We start from the raw sequence: 15,554 nt of genomic DNA, 5'->3' as shown, positions 1-15,554 counted from the left end.
GAGCTTTGTCCTTCATATTCAACTCAAAAGTCTTCAGATCTCCCCTTTGTACTAATTCCTAACAACAGGAATCCACATTTCACCATATACCAAACCGTTTTTCTCTCCCATTTCAACCGTTGTATTCGGACCGCCAACATAAGCATAATCCTTTTCTACGGGGAGGGCTTGACCAAAGGCAATGCCAGTAAGCATATTACTGAGCGCATCAGCCGTCTCTGCTTCTCCCTTCACAACCAGGTATGCTCCCTTAGGAAATTGGATTACTCTTGTTGCTTCTGGCAGAGACTCTTCTGTCATGACACCAGCATAATGCATCATTTTGTTATTCACGGCTTCGTTAACAGCAAAAATATAGTCATTAGTAGCCAGAGACTTTAATGTGTCCAGGCTTCCATTCTCTTTTACTGTGGACCAAAAATCCGCCTTCTCCTTGCTGATGCCAGCATAGTCTGTATAGTCACTCTTAAGCTCTGTTCCAATCCCTAAAACGATAAAGCTGTCTTTTTCTTCAAAATGATAATTACTCATGGTTTACACCGTCCTCTTTCAATTTTCAATTGATTTTTGTGTTTTCACTTGATGGGTTTATAATAACCTTAAATCATGTCAGAATATGATACTGTTTAGGAGACCCAATGAAAAAAGTTGAACGCATTAATGTCATCACGCGGTATATCAATAACCGTGCCCACTTTACCATTTCCGAAATCATGCGAGAATTTAACATTTCCCGTTCAACAGCCATTCGAGATATCAGAGAAATTGAAGCTATGGGAATGCCACTTGTCGCTGAAGTTGGGCGCGACGGGGGTTATTTTGTCATGAACAACTCCCTCCTGCCTACTGTCCGGTTCACCGATAATGAAATCAAAGCGTTATTCATTGCCTTTATGGCGACAAGAAATCAACAACTTCCTTATCTGAAGAGTCGTCAATCTTTGGCTGAAAAATTATTGGGCCTTATCTCAGAAAATCAGCAAGATGACCTTGTGCATTTGAATCAAATATTGCTTTTTGAAGGGACCAATCCCCATAATCCAGACTTGTTAGATCTGTCAGACCTGCCCCACCCTACCTTGGAAAAACTCATCCAGATTCTTCTTATAGAACGTTATTTGTTAGTTACTGTCCAAGAAGAGAAGAAAACAAAGTCCTATCCCATCGTTCTCTTGCACCTTCATCATCAAAAAGGCCATTGGATCATTGAAGGTTTTGACTTGGAGGAAGAAAAAAGACGAATTGTATCAGTGGACAACCTCATCCATGTCGAAGCATACCCGACGAAAAAAGGAGTGAGTACAAAAAAGATTGTAGAAAAACTAAAACGAAATACACAGGAAGAGGTCATCAACCTTGTCCTGGAACTTGGCCCAAAAGCGATTGCTCAATATAAAAAGTACCATCCTTTAAAATTTTCAATTGCCTATACGAATCCGTACCAAACGACAGCCCTCCTAAAGGCATTTGTGAATGTTCATAACTCAGACGAATTAACCGAAATGACCAATTGGTTGCTTTTTCTAGGTGAAGATATCAAGGTTAAGGAAATTCCGGAAGAAGTCCTGAATGCCGTACAAGAGAGAATAAGTTTATTCTGCCCTTAAACCAAAAAAAGCCGCTATCGCAGCGACTTGTAATGGAATCATATTCATATTCATTCATGTCTTACGCCAATGTTTGGCGAGCTGTTCCTTCAATACTAAAAGTCAGCATTAGACTGGGCATGATTAGGTGTATGCTGCGGGACGTTTTTAACGAGTAAGAAATAAGTAACAATGGCAATGATACTAGTCATTAATAAAGTGAGTCCTAACGGGACGGCAGTGTCCTCACCTGCGATACCGACCAGAGGAGCAACCAGTGCACCCAGAAGAAAAGGAACGACTCCGAGCAGTGCTGCTGCACTTCCGGCCATCTTAGCTTGACTCTCCATGGCAAGTGGGAATGCCGCTGTAGACGTAATGCCGATCGAGCATACGAAGAAGAACAATGGAATCACCAACGCGAAAAGTGGACCATGAGCCAGGGTTACGACCAAAGCAGCCACACTTGCTATTATAGCAAGCCATAGTCCCGATAATAGCAGCGTCTGCTCAGGGATACGTTTGGCCAATCGACCCACGATTTGAGATCCGATGATCAAGCTGATGCCGTTTGAAGCAAACAATATAGCAAATACAGTAGGTGTAACTCCATATATATTTTGGTAAATAAATGGGGTTCCGGCCACATAAGCAAAGACCCCTGCCGTCATGATCCCCTGTGCCAGCATGTAACCAACAAACTTGCGGTCACGCAGAAGCATTCTGTAATTACCCAATTGCTGTTTGAAGTCAGGAACCATACGTCTTTCGACGGGGTGTGTTTCTTTTAAGCTCCACTTTGTCATGATTAATAAGAAAATCCCCAAGAATGAAAGGCAGATAAACACGCCAATCCAGGTTGTGAAGGAAAGAACCCCACTTCCCGCGATCGGTGCTGCCAAAGGCCCCAAATTCCCTACAAGCAACAGCAAAGAGAAAAATTTAGTGAGTTCATGTCCACTATACAGATCTCTAGCTATCGCACGGGAAATGACAATTCCAGCCGAAGCGGCAAATCCTTGCGTGAAACGAAACAAAATCAATAGTCCGATATTCGGAGCAAAGGCACATGCCAATGAACAAATAATGTAGGCTGCCATACAGATCAACAATGGTCTACGTCTACCGTAAGCGTCACTCAAAGGACCCATAACAAGTTGTCCTACACCGAGTCCTAATAAACAAGCAGTAAGGCTAAATTGTACAAGTGATGCCGTTGTATTCATATTTTGTGCAATCTCCGGAAATGCCGGTAAATACATATCAATCGTAAATGGACCTAATGTAGAAAATAAACCTAGTAGTATTGCTAGTCCAAAAACATTCCAATTCGTGCTCTTCGCCATGATCAATAAAATCTCCAATTCCTTATATAATTTGCAAGCCTAATCGGAGTATAAGACATAGAGTTAACTGTAGGTCAAGTCTTTAGGTTATTAAAACAAAAAAAAGCCGCTTATTAGGCGACTTTGAATGGAAAACCATTAAATGGTGTAACTTCCCCGGCCTGAACCCATATGACTCATAATCATTTCAGCAGCTCGCTTGTAACCGCCAGCCTGCCTTAAAGATTCACCAATGAGGTAAGCCTGCCGTTTATAAAGTGAATTGTGTAGTACTTCTGTTAATGCCCCTCTCAAATCAGTTGCACTGAGATTATGTTTATTTAAAGTAATACCCGCGCCGAGCTCCTGTACCCGATTGGCGACAAGAGGCTGATCCGATGTTAATGGAATCATCACCATCGGAACGTTGTAATATAACGCCTCACTTGTGCTGTTCATTCCAGCATGTGTAATAAAAACATCGGTATGCTGCAACATGTCCAACTGGGCAATGTATGGCTTCACGATAAAATTAGGAGGTACTTGATCAGCCAGTGGCTCCATATCCGTGTATTTTCCTGAAGATAAAACAACATTCACGGGTAGATCCCCTAATGCTTCAAAGCAAAGCTGATAGAAATCCAAATTTTTATTTAAAATCGTACCCATAGCAATGTACACGGTTTGCGGGTACCGTTCACGAAGCAGCTCAAACGAGAAGGTTGGGGCATCTTGACGTGTTATGATCGAAGGACCCGTGAAAATAAAACGATCATCCAGCTTTTCTGCCTGCGGCTGAAAATAACGGCTGGTGTACACGAGCTTTAACTGACCTGTATGTGCCGGAATCTCTTCCATGGCTGGAATACTCACTTGAAACTCTTCTGCTAACTCCGTTGTAATCTTCATTGTAGCCTCATAAAGCTCCTTCGTCTCCATCTCATTCAGAACTGAGCTAGACCCCAGAGGCTCCACAAAAGCAAAGGACGCAATCGAGCACACCGCAGGAATTCCCAGTTTTTCTGCAAGAATAGTCCCTCCCCATCCCATCAGGGAATCAAAGATCATATAATCGAACTTTTGATCCTCGATCACTTGCAGCACATTGGGGATGATCCTCCGAATAATGCCGCTTACCATCATATAAATGAACTGATAAGAATGCTTGTATTCCTGGGGTTTCAACACCGGATCATGAGAGAAGGCATCTTGTGGAAACGGATAGGTAATGATCTGGGCACCAGTCTGTTCAATTCGGGAACGGTACTCCTCCGTGCACACATAGATGACTTCCTCACCATTGTCTATCAACTGAGTAACTAATCCTAACGATGGATTCACATGTCCTTCAGCTGGAGTAATGACCACTAATACACGTGCCATCTTACCCACCTCCCAATGCAATTAGTCCCCCCGTTCTTCATGATGTATTTAGCGACGCGGTCGTCATCCGTTACATGGAGATGTTATCCTTCACTTGGTTGATTGGATGATGTTCTTGATGAACGAGTTTGGTAATTCGTAGTGATGCTAAGAAACTTAACAAGACCCAAAGTAATTGCAGTGTTAACACGATCAAAACACCTGTCGATATGCCCCACTGTAACGTTTCGGACAAGGCAATCAGAGCGCCACCAACGCCAATGCTTACTCCCATATAGAAGGAATCCACAAATTGCAGATTCGCGGACATTTCGCCCTCTTTCCTGGGCAAGGCATGTTGTAAAGCAATGGCTGCCGTTGTAGGGTTGGCCAAACCAACACCAAACCCTGTAATCATTTGTGAGAGAAGGATGAGTATAATCCCGCCGTCCGTCAAAATAAGAGCCAGGATCACAAGTGCAGTTCCAACGATCATAATCCCAATGCCCGTCATGACCCTACCCTTTCGGGCACGACCTTGATCTCGTGCATCAAGCTTGGCTTGCAACCACGCTGCGGCGGACCAGCTCAGGGAGCCTGCTGCTACAATGAGGCCAGCAAGGTCAGCTGATAACCCCTTCACTTCGGTTAGTGCCAAGATCACAAAACTTTCCGTTGTAAAATAACAAGCAACATATAGCCCTCTCGAAACCAAAGTAGCAGGCAATCCTTTTTTTACCGAAAAAGTGCCCACAGGCAGCAATTTACGCATGGGTGTGATCATGACGACTAATCCACCCAAAGTGAGTACGATACCTTTCCAATCGGTAATCATACCAAGTCCTGTGAGTAATAGCCCCGTTCCAACGGCAAGCAGAATCGCATACATAATCTTTGAGTCGGTTGCTCGCGCTGGACCTGTGAGATCTTGCTGAAGCTGCAAATTACGGAAAGAACGGAATGTGAGACTCAACGCTATTCCGATCAAGGGTAAAACAATCCAGAAAACATATCGCCACGAGATGTAGGAAGCAATAAGGCCTGCTGCATAAGGTCCGATTAAGGTAGGCAGGACAAATGCCATAGAGAATGCGGCCAGGATTTGAGTACGAAGTGTATCTGGATAATGTAACGTCACACAGGTATAAACACATGTGATCAGGGCCCCCGCTCCAAAACCTTGAAGGGCTCTTCCGGCAATAAGCATGTGCATATCGAAAGAGACAGCGGAGACTACAGTTCCTAACACAAAAACACTAAAAGATATCAGCATGGATGTAAAAACGCCGCGCTTGTCAATCTGCTGACCCATAACCAAAGTTCCAATAAGCTGAGATAACAAAAATGCGCTGAAGATCCAACCGTATAAATGAATGCCCTCTAAACTTTGTGCCATTTTCGCGGCAATCGTTGTGATAGCCAGTCCTTCGAAAGCGACGGTTGACAGAACCAGCATAATCCCAATTGTAGGCGCCCTGTACTGAGCATCAAAAATCCCAATCTGATTGTTGTTTGTCTTCCACACCTCCATAAATTGATGGATATTATGGTAAAATAAACCTTTTGACTCCATGAATATACCTTATGTGTTTTACTTTGTAAAGTTTAATGTTTAAAAAGTAAAATCGTGCTCTAGATTATGATTTCATGTTCAATAGGAGATTTTGCTTGAAAATATGCCATCTTCATTACAGTCAATTTGGAGAAGTTCATCCTCCAGGATCCAGGCATCTGTTTTTTCAACAAAGAAATGAAATCCTCCAATGGATTGAACCAATGCGGGATCAACCGGTGTAGCACTCGCATTTATGCCAATTGTAAAAGCATCGGAGCCTCCTCCAACATATTTTGCGTAAATCCTTACATATTGGTCCTCTTCCAATTCCCATTCATTCTTAAATGAATCAATTGCTTGTTCAGATACTACAAATGAGATCATTGCTCTGCACTCCTTCCTACATTAATCACATTTTTTCACTTCACCACGATAATTGGCCATTCTGAAACTGGCCCCGCATCCACACGAAACTTTGGCATTTGGATTATTCATGGTGAATCCACCTAACATTCCGCTCTCTTCATAGTCAATCTCAAGACCATCAATATATGGAATACTGTTTGCGTGAACCAATATCTTAAATTGCTTTTTATTTAACACAATGTCTTCTTCTGCCTGCTGTTCATCCACGATAAGGGTATAAGATAAACCACTGCATCCCCCTTCATCAACGCCTACTCTAAGGAAGGCATTTTGGATATCCGCACTTGATAAGATCTCAACGATTTTGTCCGATGCTATATCACTGACCTCAATGATCATCTTTATTCCTCCCGGTGGTATCATTTTGAAATTTGGTATCCCAGTCCATTAGACAGGGTATGAATGCAGCAAGAGCAGCTCCTTTTGGCGTAAGTTCATAAATAATTTGTGTAGGGCGTGTCAGTATTGTTCTTTTGACCAAATGATCATGTTGAAGACCCTTTAAACGTCTGGAGAGGATCATTTCGGAAATGGAAGGAATACTTTCGAATATTTCACTGAATCTCTTCGGGCCTTGAGACAGAGCACATAAAATATGGATCGTCCATTTCGTTCCGATGATACGATAAGCCGTAAATAGTTTATTCGGATCTTCAGTGAGCAATGGTCTGTACACCCACTTTCTTATTCATCCGCGTGGTGAGATCCGAGTGCTGGCAATGATACTCATGACGATCAACAAGAGATGGAAACCCATGGCTACAATTAAGCCGGATTGAAGTGACATCCCGCCTGCCTGACACACGACAAGAATGGAACCACCAATGCCAATCACTACGCCAGGTGTAAAAGAATCTGCAAATTGCAGATTGGCTGAGGTTTGGCCCACACCTTCTTCCCCCGTTTGAGAAAATGCAACAACACCGCTAATCGGATGTGCCAATCCAATACCGACTCCTGCAATGATCTGACCAAGAACTGCGATGGTAACGGTCACAACAGGTACCCAAAATACGATGGCAATCCCTATCGCAAGCAGCAATACCCCAAGAAAAATTCTCATATGACGTCCACGGCCCTGATCTGCCGCATCCCACCGTCCTTGCAGATACGCAATGATACACCAACTTAATGCAGCACTCGCGACAATTAATCCGGCCTGAGAAGGTGTGATTCCTTTCACGTCGATTAGTGCCAATACCAGGAAATTCTGTGTGCTGGTATAGGCAGCAAAGAACAACCCACGTGTTGCCAGAATTGCTGGCATACCTCTTCGCAACGTAAGTGTTCCCTTCGGAAGCAATTTACGGAGCGGAAATAACATCAATACCAGGCCAATCACGACTAAAACAAATCCCATAATGCTCGGTAACATACTTAGACCAACCAGGAAAATCCCTGTACCTAACGTTAAGAGTAACGCCATCCAAGTGGATGAAGATCCGCTCTCCCCTCCCGTCTTCTGCACTTTTAATTTCCTGAAGGCAGGTAAACTGAGCAACGCTGAAACCACCAGCACGGGTAAGATCCCCCAGAAAACAAAGCGCCAGGACCACTGATCTGCGATAAGACCGGCTACATATGGACCAAGCATGGACGGAAGAACATAGGCAGTACCAAAGGCTCCAAGAATTTTGGCACGTAACTCATCCGGGTAACTTAAGGATATAGCCGTATACACACAAGTCATCATAGCTCCGGCACCCAAACCCTGCAGAGCCCGTGATCCTATCATGGTATACATATCGCCTGCGGTTGCGGCAGCGATCAGCCCTACGATAAACAACAGAAGTGCAAAAGTGAACGGTGCTGCAGGTCCTCTTTTATCAATGATCCGACCGACGACCAGCGTCCCGATAATCTGCGCAAGCAGATACGTACTGAATATCCATCCGAACAGGCTAAGGCCGTTCAAGTCTCCAGCAATTGAAGGAGCAATGGTGGTGACGGATAGACCTTCAAATCCAACGGCCATCACTGACAATATAATTCCTATGGACAATGCAAAATAACGCGGGCTGAAAATACTTTGATGATTAGACGACATGAAATGTGACCTCCAAGAAAATTGGTATGTATACATCGTATCCGGATACTTAGTAAACATTTTTGTTTATAATGTCTAAGCTACAGTTCGACTTTGACTTTGTCAACATTTTTGTTTAAAATGTAGTTAGTCATGTAGATTCAGTTGCTTCAAAAGGAGGTGCACCATGAGCGGAAATCAAACTAAAAAGGATGTCTCGACCAGTACCCGGAGAGCAATCATTAATTTGTTAAAAGAGCGCGGGGGAATGGATGTTGTCACTCTCTCCTCTCAGTTTTCGTTATCCGGAATGGCTATTCGTCAACATCTGAATGCGCTAAAAGAAGAAGGATTGGTTACCACTGTGGAAGAGGCCCGTCCCATGGGTCGCCCCACCAAGTTATGGATACTAACTCCCGCGGCTAATCGTTTTTTCCCAAGTGGATATTCCGATTTATCCGTCAGCCTCATCAATTCAATGAAAGAAGCTTTTGGTCATGAAGGGCTGGACAAGCTGCTGGATGTTCGAAATAAAAATATGCAAGAACAATATCTTCAGCATCTTGGCGATGCATCAGGAGTTAGAGAGAGATTGGAGAAATTGGCCGAAATTCGTACGAATGAAGGTTATATGGCCGAGGTTAAGGAGCAGGATGATGGCAGTCTCCTACTCATTGAGAAGCATTGCCCCATCTGTGAAGCGGCCGCGGTATGTACCGGGTTATGCAAGAATGAGTTACATTTATTCAAAACGGTTCTAGGCGATAATGTTCATATTGAACGGGGAGAATACATTCTAGCCGGAGGAAGAAACTGCGTATACACCGTTAGGCAAAATAAGCCATGACCAAAAGAGCAACCTCATTGGAGATTGCTCTTTTGGTTTGGGTTTTGAACTGATTAGAACGATTAGGATTTCTCTAAATCATCCTTCATTATATTAGTTATTTCTAACTCTTACATAATCGTATGTACCCGATTATGTAATTTTGAATTGAGGTAGAGTATAGTAAGAGTGTCGAAAATATACTCTAGGAGGCTACTACCATGTCACAAAAAATCTGGATGAACCTGCCGGTGAAAGATGTTGTGAAATCCACTACCTTTTTCAATGAGATTGGATTCCATGGGGAGAATGTTGGCAACGAGAGAGCCCAGCTTGTCATAGGCTCAGCGACGATTCTACTGTTTCCGGATGCAACGTTTGAGAAATTTACAGGTGCCAAAACCGCAGATACTTCCCATAGCGCAGAAGTGATATTTTCCATTGGTGCTGACAGCAGAGAAGAAGTTGATGCTTTCATTGAAAAAGTCGAGTTAGCTGGAGGAACCATCTTTGGCAAGCCAGGTGAAATAGACGGCTGGATGTACGGCGCGGGATTTGCCGACCTGGACGGTCACCGCTGGAATCTGTTGTATATGGATGAGAGCAAAATACCGAAACGCTAATGTATAACGCCTATCACTACGTCCGCCTCTTATCCTTCAACTTTGGAACTCTCCAATCGGCCAGTCATGGAGATTCTAAAGTAATTCGTTACGATACTAAAGATAAGGAATACGATTCCTCCAACTATAATATATTGTGTACTTATTCCAGTTACGATTAGTCCACATACACTAGCACCAAGTGTTGTTCCCAGGTTGGAAGAAGTTAGAAAGATCCCATTCGACAGTTCGGGTGCCTCTGGTGCTGCCGATACCACCCAATATTGAGTGATATTGCCCCCTATGCCTCCTATGATCCCCCAAATGAAAATAAGGAAGGCTGTTGGCACACTGAATTGTCCGAAGGTGAACAACAAGATGTATACCGTTATTAATGCAATGGGATACATCTTGATCGTTCTTAAAGGGAAATTAGCGAGCAGTTTTCCTGCTATCATGTTCCCAACCATGTTGGCCAAGCCATATAGAAATAACAGCACACTGACGGTGTTCCAGTCATATCTTGTCACGGTTTTCAGAAACTCCGCAAGGTAACTATAGACCCCAAATACAGCTCCGTTCATGAAAATCACGCCAGCAATGGATAGCCACATCACGGATCTTCTCAATACATACAGATGAGTACCCATAGAGATTCTTTTCGTAACTGGCATTGAGGGCACAAAAAGAAGTGTTGCTACAAATGCGACGATCGTTACGGCGGCAAAGAACAACATCGCATAGAACAACGATGTGCTGGTGGCAATCAAACTCGAGAGGGGTACTCCAAGTACCATGCCTGCCGACACGCCTACAAATACTTTAGCCACTGCCTTCGGCGCTACTTCCTTGGGGACTGACGCCGCTGCGACCGTAAATGCCAATGAGCAATAGACCGGATGGAAAAAAGCCGGAACGACACGTGCAATGACCAATACCGTAAAGTTTGATGTGATAGCGGAAACCAGGCTGCCCACAATAAAAATGCCAAGTACAAACAACATGACATGCTTCCGGTTCATGCCCGAAAATAATAAGGGTAAAATGGGGCCAGATATAGCAACCGCAAGCGCAAAAAGACTCACGATCAAACCAGCGGTTGAGATACTGACCTCGTAATGTTCTGCAATCAAAGGCAAGATTCCGATTACGCCCATCTCCGTATTTAAAATACTGAATACACCAAAGGTCAGTATGAAGACAAGCAGGTGATTTCGTTTAGTTGTCATATGCCATGGATTTAGAGAGATCCCGGTAAGCATTGATCTCTGTCTGAAGGTTGGCAATTTTCTGTTCTGCAATGTCTATCGCGTCGGCTCCTGCAATGAAGCGTTGCGGCGGTTGGGCCTCGTCAATTGCCGCCTTAACTGCGGCATGTGCATCAGCAGGCTCGCAAACATCTAATGGGACAACCATTACATTCTCGGACTCACCGATCGCACGAACCACCGCATCAGGATTCCGGCCGGTAGCAACCACCTTGTGTCCAGCATTGAAAGCAGCCTTAGCAATAGTTGTGTCCATACCTCGACCAGCGCCAGTGATAAACCATACTGTTGTCTTATCCATATCATTCATTCCTTTCAATTTCTTCTCCAGTTGCCTTGCTTTTTAGTTTAGCGTTTATACACCACATAGCAAATACTCATATCTTATAACAAGTTATGCTTGAAAGGCATTTCTGTAAGGTTTATTGTAGAATATAAAGGATAAAGGAGGAGTTACGATGGAGATTAGAGTATTGCGTTATTTTCTTACGGTCGCCAGAGAAGGAAGCATTACACGTGCTGCTGATTTCTTGCATGTTACGCAGCCCACCTTGTCCAGACAATTGAAAGACCTTGAACAAGAGTTGGGAAAGAAATTATTTATTCGCAGTAGTTACAGTATTATTCTCACAGATGAAGGTATGCTTTTAAGAAATAGGGCTGAAGAAATTGTGGGTATGGTTGATAAATTAGAGGCAGAATTTCAATCCATGGAAGAAACCATAAGTGGAGATATTTATATAGGCGGTGGAGAAACGGAAGCCATGAAACAGATTGCAAGAGTGGCAAAAGAAGTGCAGAATAAATATCCCAATATACGCTATCACCTATTCAGCGGTAACGAAGATGATGTAACTGAGCGGCTGGACAAGGGACTCCTTGACTTCGGTATTCTAATCCAGCCAGCGGATGTCTCCAAATATAACTATATCAATTTCTCCGACAAAGATGTTTGGGGAGTGGTTATGAGAAAAGAAAGTCCACTCGCCTCCAAAGATACGATTCGATCTACAGACTTATTACATGTTCCACTGATCTGTTCACGACAGTCAATGAAGCAGACGTTTTCAAAAAATGAGTTTGCAGACTGGTTTGGTGAAGATTTTGACAAATTAAACGTCGTTACTACATACAATCTTGCATATAATGCTGCCATTATGGTTGAAGAAGGCATTGGTTATGCATTAATACTTGATAAAATAGTGAATACGTCTAGTGAAAGCAACCTTTGTTTTAGACCGCTAGAGCCAAGACTTGAATCTGGGTTAAATATCGTTTGGAAAAAACATCAGGTCTTTTCGACTGCTGCGGATTTGTTTTTAAAAGAAATTCAGGCTAAATTTGTTTAGCATTTATACAGGGTATGGAGAGCACCGAAACTCTTTTGGTGTTCTTTCTTCGTGTTTTTTAAAAGACTGGATAAAGTGATTAACGTGATTAAAGCCCACTTTCTGAGCGATCTCGGTTATTGTATCATTCGTCGATACTAAGAGATCTTTACTCTTCTTAATCCGGTATTTGATTAGATACTCGTATGGCGTCATATGAGCCGTTTTCTTAAAACATCTGGTGCACTCTGAAATGCTCAAATGCGCGACATCAGCAATCTCACGAAGCGTAACCGGATGAGCATAATTTTGATGGATAAAACTGAGCATTAACTGAAGTCTTTCCTGCTGACGCTTCTCGCTTCTTGGGGTTTCCTCGGAAGGGATCAAAATGTTGGATATCAATACAAACCATAGTTGTACCGTTTTAATTGAGATTTCATATTCCCATCCCCAGTTTTTCCGTGTATTAAACGTCTCTCTCATTTCCCAGAGCATATCCAATATCTGCTTTTCCCACTCCAACTCTCTTCTAATCACGAGCGACACCAAAGAAGAATTCGTATAAGGAAGTACATAATTTTTTTCCATTGCACTGTCTACATGAAAGGCTAATAGCTTTTCGGGAAAATTGAAACTAACATATTCACCATCATGTGTCAGCTCTGTTGTGATATGAAGAATTCTCTTGTTGATCAGGATCGCCTGACCCGTTTCCAATGTAAGATCAATTCCGTTAATTTGAATAACCAGTTTGCCTTTTGTGACTAAAGTGATCTGTAGATCTTCGTGCCAATGCAAATCGTTGAACCCTCTGCCTTCGGGGATGCTTGTATGACGTGTATGTGTGTACATGATATAGGGAAACGAAAGATCGGAATACAAAATATCCTCATAAAGTTGCTTCACCATTCTATGACGTTCCTTTCTTTGACGATATATCTATATTATACAGTGATTTAACTGCACGAAATTCACAAAAATAATGATATTATCATATCAAATCTTTAACTTATCACAATAGCCTGTGCACAGACGACCGGATAAGAACTTTGGAGGCTTATATGTGAAAGAAAATAAATCATCGCTGCTTTTTCATCCGTATGTATTGCTTTTTATCGCCATTTTGTCGGTATCCGTCTCTTCAATCATGATCAAATCTTCGGATACTCCCACCGCCATAGCCGGTATGTACAGGCTTTATATATCAGCCATTATTATGCTTCCTTTTATCCCCTGGAAAACGATCCACTTATTAAAAATGGATTCAAGGGATTGGATCACAGTTTTTCTGGCTGGCCTGCTTCTTGGTTTATATTTCTTATTTTGGATGGAATCGCTGGTGTATACCTCCGTGGCTAGTTCCATGGTCATTCTGGCGCTGCAACCTTTGTTTGTGATGATCGGGTCATACTTTATGTTTAAGGAAAGAGCGAGTATACGTACCATTCTATGTTTGATTACCGCCCTGTTCGGTTCGGTGATTATCGCCTGGGGTGATATAGGCGTATCAAGAGAGGCTCTGATTGGAGATGGTCTGTCCCTGGTAGGAACCATACTGGTGTCGACATATATGCTGGTTGGACAGAAAGTGAGTCGGAAAATCGACGCGAATATATACAGTGTTGTTGTCTTTATTATTGGCGGAAGTGTCCTGCTGGTCTACAGTTTATTGAATAACTTTTCCTTGACCCATTACGAATCATCCGATTGGCTGTATTTCCTCCTACTTGCGATCATACCCACTATTTTTGGTCAGTACATTTTCAATCTGCTGCTCAAATCCATTGGTGCAACAACAGTTTCTGTAGGTATTATCGGTGAACCCGTTTTGGCCATTATGCTTGCTTATCTATTGTTGGGAGAAACCATCTCTCCTTTTCAATTCATAGGCGGATTAATTACGTTGTCAGGCATGCTGATGTACTTTGCGCTGAAATCCCACGATATCCAACTGCCCAAGTTCCTGCGCTTAAATCGATTCAGGAAACTAGGATAATAATGAAAGGAGTGAATTTAAAATGGCAACTTTTGATGATTTCTTAAAATTAGATCTGCGTGTCGGCACGGTCACCAAAGCTGATTTTTTTGCAAAAGCTAAAATCCCTGCTATCAAACTTGAAATTGATTTTGGACCAGAAATTGGATTAAAAACATCCAGTGCACAAATCACGAAAAGGTATTCATCCGAATCTATTATCGGAAGGCAGATTATAGGTGTAGTTAATTTCCCTCCCCGTCGTATAGCCGGATTCAATTCAGAAGTGTTGGTGCTTGGCGGGCTGCCCGAACAGGGAGATGTTGTTTTGTTGAAACCTGATTTCGAGCTACCAAATGGTACTTCGATCGGATGATAAGAAGAAACCCACTGGAGTTTTATACTCGGTGGGTTTCTTGTTTTAAAACATTAGTTCTATATAGAACTAATATTTCTCCTACATGGTTGAGTTTAATCTACTCAGATCGCGGCGTTCTACTTTTCTACTTCTCATGTTCCTTTATCACTTGTTCGATCCCGAGCAAAATAAGCTTCAAGCCAAACTCGAAAGCTCCGTCGGTTCCCATCACCTCAAACAGACCATTCTTATACATCCTGCTGAAAAGTCCAGCTTCCTTCTCACTCATAGAATCCAGAAGGTGGATCATCTCTTCACCCCGAAGTGCTTCCTGGTCCTTAAGAACAGCAGAAATATTACGCTGATGCTGATAATCGTCCAGAACGAAATAGAATACATAGTTCACAAGCGTGAGAACGGCCTGTAATTTCTGCTCTTGCTCTAGTGGTGTTGATTCCATGCAGAGCAACATGCGGTTGGTGAAGCGGATCATGTCCGGTTCATGGGGCAGCGTCATCATCATGAGCTGTGTGGAGCACGGGTATCTACTGAGCACACTCCTTACCGTCAACGCAAGCCCCTCCATCTGCTCCTTCCAGTCCCCTTCAGTGTGAAACTCGTCCAGAATAATTTTCGATATCTGGTTGGCCAGACGCTGGTAGAGTGTCTGCTTGCTCTTGAAGTACCAGTATAGAGATGGAGCCTGAATCCCCAGTTTGTCTGCCAATCGTCTCATGCTGAATTTCTCGATGCCCTCTTCCGCCAAAAGCTCCCACGAAGTTTCCAAAATCTTATCTTCCGAAATCTGAGGCTGTTGTTTTTTCATCGGTATCCGCCCTTTTATCTAACAGTGTAAGTTTATACTTTACAGGTTCATAAGTTCATGATAACATCTAACACTGTAAGGTTCAATC

General features: G+C 42.9%; 18 protein-coding genes. 6 read left to right on the top strand and 12 right to left on the bottom strand.

The window, feature by feature from the left end; translation table 11 throughout:
• Nucleotides 1-51: 51 nt before the first annotated feature.
• Nucleotides 52-531: a GyrI-like domain-containing protein gene (locus MKY87_RS00835; protein ID WP_339783805.1), complete on the bottom strand. Its 480-nt coding sequence runs from the start codon at nt 529-531 to the stop codon at nt 52-54.
• A 107-nt stretch (nt 532-638) separates the two neighbouring features.
• Here MKY87_RS00835 and MKY87_RS00830 point away from each other — a divergent pair, with 107 nt between their 5' ends.
• On the top strand, nt 639-1,607 hold the full coding sequence (locus MKY87_RS00830; protein ID WP_340962523.1) for a helix-turn-helix transcriptional regulator: 969 nt from the start codon (nt 639-641) through the stop codon (nt 1,605-1,607).
• A 95-nt stretch (nt 1,608-1,702) separates the two neighbouring features.
• On the opposite strand, the gene MKY87_RS00825 is transcribed toward MKY87_RS00830, so the two are convergent.
• The 7 genes from MKY87_RS00825 to MKY87_RS00800 form a co-directional block, all read right to left on the bottom strand.
• Nucleotides 1,703-2,932 (bottom strand): multidrug effflux MFS transporter, encoded by a 1,230-nt coding sequence (locus tag MKY87_RS00825; RefSeq protein WP_047843067.1) that lies wholly within the window; start codon nt 2,930-2,932, stop codon nt 1,703-1,705.
• A gap of 138 nt (nt 2,933-3,070) precedes the next feature.
• Nucleotides 3,071-4,294 carry a macrolide family glycosyltransferase gene (locus MKY87_RS00820; RefSeq protein WP_340962522.1) on the bottom strand — a complete coding sequence of 408 codons (1,224 nt, stop codon included), beginning with the start codon at nt 4,292-4,294 and terminating at the stop codon, nt 3,071-3,073.
• Nucleotides 4,295-4,364: 70 nt separating this feature from the next.
• The gene (locus MKY87_RS00815) at nt 4,365-5,804 is read right to left on the bottom strand and encodes an MFS transporter (RefSeq protein ID WP_340962521.1); all 1,440 of its coding nucleotides are present in this window, start codon (nt 5,802-5,804) and stop codon (nt 4,365-4,367) included.
• Between the two features lie 120 nt (nt 5,805-5,924).
• Nucleotides 5,925-6,212, bottom strand: coding sequence for a Fe-S cluster assembly protein HesB (locus MKY87_RS00810; RefSeq protein ID WP_339783810.1), 288 nt, complete (start codon nt 6,210-6,212; stop codon nt 5,925-5,927).
• A gap of 21 nt (nt 6,213-6,233) precedes the next feature.
• Nucleotides 6,234-6,593, bottom strand: coding sequence for a HesB/IscA family protein (locus MKY87_RS00805; protein ID WP_200868521.1), 360 nt, complete (start codon nt 6,591-6,593; stop codon nt 6,234-6,236).
• Nucleotides 6,583-6,930 (bottom strand): winged helix-turn-helix transcriptional regulator, encoded by a 348-nt coding sequence (locus MKY87_RS30700; protein WP_445669404.1) that lies wholly within the window; start codon nt 6,928-6,930, stop codon nt 6,583-6,585. The genes MKY87_RS00805 and MKY87_RS30700 overlap by 11 nt, the downstream gene beginning before the upstream one ends.
• A gap of 12 nt (nt 6,931-6,942) precedes the next feature.
• Nucleotides 6,943-8,301: an MFS transporter gene (locus tag MKY87_RS00800; RefSeq protein WP_338586829.1), complete on the bottom strand. Its 1,359-nt coding sequence runs from the start codon at nt 8,299-8,301 to the stop codon at nt 6,943-6,945.
• 166 nt (nt 8,302-8,467) lie between these two features.
• On the opposite strand from MKY87_RS00800, the gene MKY87_RS00795 reads away from it, so the two are divergent.
• A complete protein-coding gene (locus MKY87_RS00795; protein WP_340962519.1) occupies nt 8,468-9,127 on the top strand; it encodes a helix-turn-helix transcriptional regulator in 660 nt (219 codons plus the stop codon).
• 200 nt (nt 9,128-9,327) lie between these two features.
• Nucleotides 9,328-9,729 carry a VOC family protein gene (locus tag MKY87_RS00790; RefSeq protein WP_339783813.1) on the top strand — a complete coding sequence of 134 codons (402 nt, stop codon included), beginning with the start codon at nt 9,328-9,330 and terminating at the stop codon, nt 9,727-9,729.
• A 29-nt stretch (nt 9,730-9,758) separates the two neighbouring features.
• Here the strand turns inward: MKY87_RS00790 and MKY87_RS00785 are convergent, their stop codons facing one another.
• Together MKY87_RS00785 and MKY87_RS00780 are read right to left on the bottom strand one after the other, a co-directional pair.
• Entirely contained in the window at nt 9,759-10,937 is a 1,179-nt protein-coding gene (locus tag MKY87_RS00785; RefSeq protein WP_339783814.1) for an MFS transporter, read from the bottom strand.
• Complete coding sequence (locus tag MKY87_RS00780; protein WP_339783815.1) at nt 10,927-11,277, bottom strand: SDR family NAD(P)-dependent oxidoreductase; 351 nt, start codon at nt 11,275-11,277, stop codon at nt 10,927-10,929. Before MKY87_RS00780 ends, MKY87_RS00785 begins: the two co-directional genes overlap by 11 nt.
• Before the next feature lie 157 nt (nt 11,278-11,434).
• Between MKY87_RS00780 and MKY87_RS00775 the strand changes: the two genes are divergently transcribed.
• On the top strand, nt 11,435-12,325 hold the full coding sequence (locus MKY87_RS00775) for a LysR family transcriptional regulator (protein WP_338586823.1): 891 nt from the start codon (nt 11,435-11,437) through the stop codon (nt 12,323-12,325).
• Between the two features lie 3 nt (nt 12,326-12,328).
• On the opposite strand, the gene MKY87_RS00770 is transcribed toward MKY87_RS00775, so the two are convergent.
• On the bottom strand, nt 12,329-13,216 hold the full coding sequence (locus MKY87_RS00770; RefSeq protein WP_339783816.1) for an AraC family transcriptional regulator: 888 nt from the start codon (nt 13,214-13,216) through the stop codon (nt 12,329-12,331).
• A 154-nt stretch (nt 13,217-13,370) separates the two neighbouring features.
• Between MKY87_RS00770 and MKY87_RS00765 the strand changes: the two genes are divergently transcribed.
• Both MKY87_RS00765 and csaA read left to right on the top strand, forming a co-directional pair.
• Nucleotides 13,371-14,303 (top strand): DMT family transporter, encoded by a 933-nt coding sequence (locus MKY87_RS00765; protein WP_339783817.1) that lies wholly within the window; start codon nt 13,371-13,373, stop codon nt 14,301-14,303.
• Between the two features lie 22 nt (nt 14,304-14,325).
• Nucleotides 14,326-14,658, top strand: coding sequence for a chaperone CsaA (gene csaA / locus MKY87_RS00760; protein ID WP_074095173.1), 333 nt, complete (start codon nt 14,326-14,328; stop codon nt 14,656-14,658).
• Nucleotides 14,659-14,785: 127 nt separating this feature from the next.
• Here csaA and MKY87_RS00755 read toward each other — a convergent pair whose 3' ends face one another.
• Nucleotides 14,786-15,466, bottom strand: coding sequence for a TetR/AcrR family transcriptional regulator C-terminal domain-containing protein (locus MKY87_RS00755; protein WP_340962517.1), 681 nt, complete (start codon nt 15,464-15,466; stop codon nt 14,786-14,788).
• Between the last annotated feature and the right edge of the window lie 88 nt (nt 15,467-15,554).

Origin of the sequence: Paenibacillus sp. FSL R7-0198 (assembly GCF_038000415.1) — a bacterium.
GTDB lineage: Bacteria > Bacillota > Bacilli > Paenibacillales > Paenibacillaceae > Paenibacillus.
Note: the sequence above shows the minus strand (reverse complement) of the source record. Positions and strands in the feature narration are given on the sequence as shown.

What these genes read in the sequence shown, in the direction of transcription:
- MKY87_RS00835 (WP_339783805.1), bottom strand. Translation starts at nt 531, where the DNA reads ATGAGTAATTATCATTTTGAAGAAAAAGACAGCTTTATCGTTTTAGGG.
- MKY87_RS00830 (WP_340962523.1), top strand. Translation starts at nt 639, where the DNA reads ATGAAAAAAGTTGAACGCATTAATGTCATCACGCGGTATATCAATAAC.
- MKY87_RS00825 (WP_047843067.1), bottom strand. Translation starts at nt 2,932, where the DNA reads ATGGCGAAGAGCACGAATTGGAATGTTTTTGGACTAGCAATACTACTA.
- MKY87_RS00820 (WP_340962522.1), bottom strand. Translation starts at nt 4,294, where the DNA reads ATGGCACGTGTATTAGTGGTCATTACTCCAGCTGAAGGACATGTGAAT.
- MKY87_RS00815 (WP_340962521.1), bottom strand. Translation starts at nt 5,804, where the DNA reads ATGGAGGTGTGGAAGACAAACAACAATCAGATTGGGATTTTTGATGCT.
- MKY87_RS00810 (WP_339783810.1), bottom strand. Translation starts at nt 6,212, where the DNA reads ATGATCTCATTTGTAGTATCTGAACAAGCAATTGATTCATTTAAGAAT.
- MKY87_RS00805 (WP_200868521.1), bottom strand. Translation starts at nt 6,593, where the DNA reads ATGATCATTGAGGTCAGTGATATAGCATCGGACAAAATCGTTGAGATC.
- MKY87_RS00800 (WP_338586829.1), bottom strand. Translation starts at nt 8,301, where the DNA reads ATGTCGTCTAATCATCAAAGTATTTTCAGCCCGCGTTATTTTGCATTG.
- MKY87_RS00795 (WP_340962519.1), top strand. Translation starts at nt 8,468, where the DNA reads ATGAGCGGAAATCAAACTAAAAAGGATGTCTCGACCAGTACCCGGAGA.
- MKY87_RS00790 (WP_339783813.1), top strand. Translation starts at nt 9,328, where the DNA reads ATGTCACAAAAAATCTGGATGAACCTGCCGGTGAAAGATGTTGTGAAA.
- MKY87_RS00785 (WP_339783814.1), bottom strand. Translation starts at nt 10,937, where the DNA reads ATGACAACTAAACGAAATCACCTGCTTGTCTTCATACTGACCTTTGGT.
- MKY87_RS00780 (WP_339783815.1), bottom strand. Translation starts at nt 11,277, where the DNA reads ATGGATAAGACAACAGTATGGTTTATCACTGGCGCTGGTCGAGGTATG.
- MKY87_RS00775 (WP_338586823.1), top strand. Translation starts at nt 11,435, where the DNA reads ATGGAGATTAGAGTATTGCGTTATTTTCTTACGGTCGCCAGAGAAGGA.
- MKY87_RS00770 (WP_339783816.1), bottom strand. Translation starts at nt 13,216, where the DNA reads ATGGTGAAGCAACTTTATGAGGATATTTTGTATTCCGATCTTTCGTTT.
- csaA (WP_074095173.1), top strand. Translation starts at nt 14,326, where the DNA reads ATGGCAACTTTTGATGATTTCTTAAAATTAGATCTGCGTGTCGGCACG.
- MKY87_RS00755 (WP_340962517.1), bottom strand. Translation starts at nt 15,466, where the DNA reads ATGAAAAAACAACAGCCTCAGATTTCGGAAGATAAGATTTTGGAAACT.